Below are 6,904 nucleotides of genomic sequence, written 5' to 3' on the forward strand. Positions count from 1 at the left end.
ATAATACCACTTCCGCCGAATTCAAAAAATGTAAAAGTCGTAGCAAGAGAATGTACAGGTCTTGCATGGGAATGGTGGAGAACAATTATTAATGAACAAAATGTTCCATTAACAAATGAAATGAAAGTTTCAATTGGAGGAACAACATTATATCCAAGTGCTAATATTAGTCATTAGGTAAAAGTGAAGCGCCCTGTTTACAGGGCGCTTTTTTACTTGGTCACAAGTATATCGGCGCTTTACTTTTATATTGGCCTGTTCCAAGTCAAACTGTTCACCGACTTTTAAACTAACCTCGGGTTGCGCCGAATCGTTGCATTTAAAATACGCCCTTCTACTTCACGACTTTTGGCAAAGCGAACAAGGGCAAGTTTAGGTAATTTCATTTTGTTGCCTTCAATCGCAATATTTTCGTTATGGGGGGATTTAATTTCGTTAGGTTGATGGCGATGGGGTTGCGCCCACATTTCAACTAAAATATACGCTAAGCAAATTTCGACATGAAAAAACGTTGATTTTACTACTCTAATCGATATCACCAATCTCAAAAACGTAGGTATTTAAAACAAAGGTGCTTCAATGTAAAAAGTGCTGAAAATAGCTTAAATATTGTCTCAAAACTCATCTTTAAATCAAAATCTCAATTCAAATTATGTTATTGAGGTTTGAGAATACCTTAGAGTGTAAAAACATTAAAATGTGCGTGTTACCCCGGACAGTTAATGATACAAATATGACTGTTATAACGTATGTGTCAAAGTTCTATAATGAAAATAAAAATGAAATCGAACGTTCAAGAGAATCTGTATTAAAATTTATAAAAAGAAATGTAGTTCAAGTAAATTTACGGGAGTTTATTAGGCTGAAAGGATGCGGATGTCATACAGGTTATCAGTAAATAACAATTTTTAATTTTGATGAGTATGTTGGCTTATCAAAAAATGATAAAATAGTTACCGCAATGGTAAAATTTTATAATGATAAAAAAGAAAGGGGAATCTCTATGAAATTGCTACGTTCATTTCTCATTCTCACTCTTGTTGTATTGTTAAGCGCATGCAATACAGCAACAAAAGTCACAAAGGTTCAAAAAAATGGCGAAACGACTTTAAAAATTGGCTCCCTGCAAGGGTATCACGATGTGCAAACGATTAAAGCTGAAAAAGGAAATGTGGAAATACCTTATGAGGCAGCCGTTGAAGAAGGTACGATTTTATTGCAAGTCACAAAAGACGATAAGGTCATTTATGAAGAAGAAGTCACTTCTCAAAAAGAAGGTTTGCTTTCTTTTGAAGCGCCAAAATCCGGATCATATGATTTAATTGTACGCGTGAAGGGTGAAGAAGAGAAAGCGAAAGGAATTCAAATACATACGAAGCTATGAAAAATCGGCAAGCGGAGTGTACCCGCTTGCCGTTTCCATTTCCAGTTGGTTCTGGCACAACACATGCTCATCAATTTTACGTTTACTTCACTTTTTTTCAGCACTCTGTATCTAGACGGTAAATCCGTTGGCCACGGCAAGACTTTATCAATTTCTCCTACTTATACTTATAGAAAAACAACAGGTTACTGATCGTGATAAAGCTGTTATGACTGTTATGCGTGAACTTCAAGAGGTAAAACAGATAGTTGCAGCAAGTAATGAAAAGAAATGGTATCACTTTCTTTTTTATGTTGATCATATGTGATTAGATATAGGGGTCACCATACATCACTCTCAACAATAATTTTTCTTTCTCTATAGCTAGTTATTTATAAGAGCAAATCGTATTTACGTCTTTACTTGAATATGCAATTTTCCATATCCAAATAAAGGGAATCGGTATACGGAGGGTGATTAAATTATGTTAAAAATATTTAAATTGTATTTAATGTTTTTTTGTAGATTAAAATAGTTATTTTTTAACCAGATATATCAAGGTGTAACCATTATAATTACTTGAATGATATTAAACAATAATTTTAGAAGTATAATATTTTCACTTACATTAATACGCTATAACTAAATTGTTGAATATAATCGACAAAATTCTACTATTTACGCATAAAAAATTTAATGTTTTAATAAAGGTGTAATTGGTATGACCACTCAAGGGGGAGGAGAAGATTGTACTAATAAAAGTGCAGTAAAGTTGCAAGTAACATTATGTAGATTCCGTTTTTTTCTGGTTTGCTACCGGTAAGTGGGGTTATGTTAACCTCACTTATTTTCATGTTGAAACTTGCTTAGCGTGGTTTTTTCCGATTTGCGGTCTGTACCCCTAATTAAGGCCCTCGAAAGAGTGTTTTTTATTTTATCGATAAATAATATATATAAATATAGTAAAATAAACCTTGTAAGATACATTTATGAAGAAAAAATGTTATTAAAAGTAAAGTGGTTCAAGTTGGAGTAAGGCACCTGAGGGTGTCTTTTTTTTTTCTTAAAGAAAGGACCTGCTCAATTAGATCGTAACAACATAAAATAAACCGAATCCGTTACATGTGAACTCCTATGTTTTTCCCTCTTACTTAAAGGAGGAACTATTTATTATGGGCTTTGGTGGTAGTTGTGGAGGTTGTGGCTTTGCTGGAGGATTTGCTTTACTCGTTGTACTCTTTATATTATTAATTATAGTTGGAGCTGCTTGCTTCTGCTAAAAAACAATGAGAAAAGACACTCATAAGAGTGTCTTTTCTTTATGAAAAAATCCCCACACATTGTGCAGGGCCAAGTGTAAAATAACACTTTCAGGTGAACACCCTCATAGTAATACATATCTTACCCATGAGCAAAACAGGAAAATCATATATTCCCTCTAGTAAAATATGAACGGTACCCCATGGAATGATGATTATGTATAAAAAAATAATAATTTAGGGAACTTAGCATAGAAGATCTGATTTAAGGAGCTTTTTATTTTTTCTCAATAACGAATATAGATAAATATGGTAAAATGGCAAGCGAATGGGAATTCAATTTATATTATTAAAAGTAGAGTGGTTCAAGCCGGAGAAAGGCACCTTTGGGTGTCTTTTTTTTAAAGGACCTGCTCATATATCCTTTAAAAACATAAGGTAATGTAAACCGTTAAAACACATGAATGACCCAATGTTTTCCCCTCCTAGGTAAAGGAGGAACTATTATGGGCTTTGGTGGTAGTTGTGGCAGTGGCGGCTTTGCTGGAGGATTCGCCTTACTCGTTGTGCTCTTTATATTATTAATCATAGTTGGAGCTGCTTGCTTCTGCTAAAAAAACAATGAGAAAAGACACTCTTATGAGTGTCTTTTTTATGAAAAAATCCCCACACATTGTGCAGGGACTATGTTTAGTTAAATCAATTCATCAATCATAGGTTCATTATCATAGCAAAAAGAACCATCAATCTTCTTTTTCGATTTACTCTTAACAGGGTAAAACTCGGCTCTTTTCTTATCTGAATTTGCTTAGCGTGGTTTTTTTCTGAAATGCTGGAGGTATCCTTAGTATAGATCTAGTTTTTTCTTTTTTGTTTATGGATGTCCTAAACTCTTTATTTATAGTATTTTGAATGTATACCTTTGTTGGGTATTTTGAAGATATTAGAGGATTCGGTTTAAAGTCAATGATTTAGGGATATTGAAAGTAAACTAATAACAAAAAAGTTTACTTTCATTTTTATTGAAAATATTTTTTTGAAGGGTATGAAATATATTTTAACCAAAAAACTGAAAATTAAAATATTTAAATGTATAATAAAGTACAGGAGATATTGAAGAAATAAATAGAGAAGAGGGAATATCGTATGACTAGTTTAAAAAATGTTCTTGAGCTTGATTTTGCATATCTTGAAACCTTTACTAGCCGAATAGAGAAATCATGGGGTTCTATATTTTGTAATGAAAGTAACCCATATTATTATGATGCAAATCATGCACATGTAAGTGTAGTAAGTTTAAATCCACAAATGATAGTAGATGAAGTAGTCCATTTCTATAAGACTAAAAATATAGTACCTAGATTTTATATATACAACTTAGATATGCAAGAAAAACTGATTTCTGAATTACAAATAAAGAATTTTGGATTTGAAGAATTAATAAGTCCAGTCCAATTATGGAATAAGAAATTAACTAAAAAAGATAAAAATGAAAAGGTTACTATTGAAAAGGTATCTGAATTAAATTTTGAAGAAGCTTTAGATATTGAATGTAGTATAAAAGAGTTAGGAGGCGAAGTTAGAAAAAAAGCTTTTCAAGATGAATTCCAACATCCAGCATTCACTCACTATCTACTTAGATACAATGGAGTAGCATGTTCCATCGCTTGTATTTTTGAACATGAAAAACAAGCCCGAATGGAAAGTGTAGCTACAATTGAAAAGTTTAGAGGTAAAGGGTTAATAGGTGAACTTATTCACTTTATTCAAAGTGAAGTAATGAATAGAGGACTAGATAATCTTTGGGTGATCCCAATTAACGAAACAGTAGAAAAAGTGTATGAAAAGTATGGATTTGAAACAGTAGAAAAAATTAAAACGGGACATGCGTTTTTAGAAGGAAAAAGTATTAAAGAAATTCACGAGGGATAGAAAAAATCAATTTATTTTGCTAAAGAAAAATATTTAGTTAACAAGTGTAATGAAAGTAAACTTCTATACTAAAGTTTACTTTCAAAACTAAAAAAGAGTCCTATTAATTTTAAGTAGTTCAGATAACATGAAGAAACCCTATAAATGGCAGGTTAAATCGAGTATAAAATCACAAAGGTTTTATACTCGATTTTTTTGTTGATATGTAAAGGTTTATCCGGTTTTCACTGTTGAATTAACAAGTGCAATAGCACATCAATTATCAGGATGACCATAACCATTGTCATTTCGTTATTTTTGATGCGATTAAAGTTGCTATTCGAGGTGGTGAAAAAAGGAATAGGAAATTTATGTTAAAATATAAAGACAAGCAAAGTGGTTCCTGTTCCGTTAACGAGCAGGATTGTTGAACAATGGGCATTTGTTTTAAGAGTGTCTAGTTTTCTAATAATGGAGGGGAATTATCAGATGTCAAACTACGAAAACGAAGAAATGCTAACGGGAGGGAATGTCTCAAATGTATATCGTTCGGAAGGTACTGTTCGACGAGAATTAAAGCCAGACAGTAACAAAATTCATAAGCTATTAAATCATTTGGAAAACAAAGGGTTTAGTTATGCACCAAAGTTTTTAGGTATTGATGAAAAAGATAGAGAGATATTATCATTTATTGAAGGAGAAGCTGGTAATTATCCTTTAAAAGAATATATTTGGTCTAATGATGTTTTAAAAGAAATAGCGAAGATGCTCCGTCTTTACCATGATGCTGTGAGTGACTTTCCATTATCAGATGATTGGAAACCAATGGATAATACTCCAAATAAAATAGAGGTTGTATGCCACAATGATTTTGCAATATACAACATTATTTTTAATCACGAAAAACCAGTAGGTATTATTGATTTTGATGTTGCTGGTCCTGGTCCAAGACTTTGGGACATAGCCTATACTCTTTACACTTGTGTCCCCTTAAGTAGAGTTTATCATACTGAAACAGGTGAGGCAGTTTATTATAATTTATTACAGCATGCCGACCGTATAAGACAAAGAGTTAAATTGTTTTTTGAATCCTACGGTGAGGGTATGGAAGAAGATTATTTGGAGATGGTATTGCTACGATTAGAAGGATTATGTAAATACATGAAAAGAAAAGCCAAAGAAGGCGATATAAATTTTCAAAAAATGATAGATGAAGGACACCTTGAACATTATCAAAACGATATTAAGTTCATTCGTGAACATGGAAAAGAGTGGATTTAATGAAATAAGTCTTATACAAAAGTAAAGCTCATAGTCATATAGAGACTTTGAGCTTTTTTGCGTGTTATTTACTATGCAAATTAACCTTTAAAAACAACCTGTCTTTTTTCCATCAAGTTAAGAAATTGGTTGTTCCCCAAAACGAAAATTTCGTTTTGGGGGAGCTGTGAAATTTCACCAAACACGTTTTAGTATGTTTTTTCTTGTAGTTTGCAATATAAAGTGTATCTTGAAACTGATAATATTCGATTCTGTTATACTTAACATCTTCATTTTCTCTTTATCTGTTCGAAAAGATTTAATTCTAATCTATTAATGTATAAACTCTCATTTCTGATTTCGCCTTCCTTCCAGAATGCTAGCTTTCCATGTACTTTTAATCTCTCAAAGAAATAAATGATTTGAAAATTTATGGTATAAAATCATAACAAAAAGGTAATAAAAATTACATTAAAATAATCTTTGTTTCTGTTTGATAAAAAATATTACATTTTTATTACAAAAACTATTGATTACATTTAAATATCATAATATAATTCTGTTTGTGGAAATAAAAACTAAAATTATTCATTATTTGGGTGGTATGGAAAATGAAGAAAATTATTTTACCAATTTTAATGTCTACAATGTTTATCGTTCCTGCAGTATCTCATGCAGAAGAAAATGTAGTTTCTCAAAATAATACGGATACAATTGAACAAGTTCAAGAAAAGAGTGGTTGGGTTCAAGATAAAGGAAACTGGTATTACTATAATGAAGATGGAACTATGGCTAAATCTTGGAAAGACATTAATGGCTCTTGGTATTATTTTGAAGAAGATGGTGTCATGGCGAAAGGTCAAAAAACTATCAAGGGACAAACATATTACTTCAATGAAGATGGAACAATGCATACAGATTGGTTAGAATTTAAAGATGGACCTTATTCAGGAACATGGTATTTTAACAAAGATGGAACTATGGCTAAATATTGGAAAGTAATCAATGGCTCTTGGTATTATTTTGAAGAAGATGGTGTCATGGCGAAAGGTCAAAAAACTATCAAGGGACAAACATATTACTTCAATGAAGATGGAACAATGCAGATAGG

Annotated in this window: 7 protein-coding genes and 2 pseudogenes; 8 read left to right on the forward strand and 1 reads right to left on the reverse strand. The window is 31.7% G+C overall.

What is annotated here, in order from left to right:
• Positions 1–177: thiol-activated cytolysin C-terminal domain-containing protein (locus AC1DIT_RS26410; RefSeq protein ID WP_476998528.1), on the forward strand; the 177-nt coding region annotated here is incomplete at its 5' end.
• Between the two features lie 119 nt (positions 178–296).
• On the opposite strand, the pseudogene AC1DIT_RS26415 reads toward AC1DIT_RS26410, so the two are convergent.
• Positions 297–416: pseudogene (locus AC1DIT_RS26415) on the reverse strand (IS200/IS605 family element RNA-guided endonuclease TnpB); the annotation flags it as partial.
• A 587-nt stretch (positions 417–1,003) separates the two neighbouring features.
• Between AC1DIT_RS26415 and AC1DIT_RS26420 the strand changes: the two are divergent.
• The 7 genes and pseudogenes from AC1DIT_RS26420 to AC1DIT_RS26450 form a co-directional block, all read left to right on the forward strand.
• On the forward strand, positions 1,004–1,384 hold the full coding sequence (locus AC1DIT_RS26420) for a BA_1872 family lipoprotein (RefSeq protein ID WP_016113579.1): 381 nt from the start codon (positions 1,004–1,006) through the stop codon (positions 1,382–1,384).
• 169 nt (positions 1,385–1,553) lie between these two features.
• Positions 1,554–1,691 (forward strand): annotated as a pseudogene (locus AC1DIT_RS26425) (DUF3967 domain-containing protein); the annotation flags it as partial.
• Positions 1,692–2,535: 844 nt separating this feature from the next.
• Complete coding sequence (locus AC1DIT_RS26430; protein WP_000505670.1) at positions 2,536–2,643, forward strand: YjcZ family sporulation protein; 108 nt, start codon at positions 2,536–2,538, stop codon at positions 2,641–2,643.
• Positions 2,644–3,128: 485 nt separating this feature from the next.
• Complete coding sequence (locus tag AC1DIT_RS26435; RefSeq protein WP_077295697.1) at positions 3,129–3,236, forward strand: YjcZ family sporulation protein; 108 nt, start codon at positions 3,129–3,131, stop codon at positions 3,234–3,236.
• 532 nt (positions 3,237–3,768) lie between these two features.
• Positions 3,769–4,554 (forward strand): GNAT family N-acetyltransferase, encoded by a 786-nt coding sequence (locus AC1DIT_RS26440; protein ID WP_016113580.1) that lies wholly within the window; start codon positions 3,769–3,771, stop codon positions 4,552–4,554.
• 468 nt (positions 4,555–5,022) lie between these two features.
• On the forward strand, positions 5,023–5,814 hold the full coding sequence (locus AC1DIT_RS26445) for a phosphotransferase (RefSeq protein ID WP_016113581.1): 792 nt from the start codon (positions 5,023–5,025) through the stop codon (positions 5,812–5,814).
• Positions 5,815–6,404: 590 nt separating this feature from the next.
• A partial coding sequence (locus AC1DIT_RS26450) for a nucleoside triphosphate hydrolase (RefSeq protein ID WP_476998527.1) occupies positions 6,405–6,904 on the forward strand: 500 nt, incomplete at its 3' end.

This window comes from Bacillus sp. 05T22 (assembly GCF_056396765.1).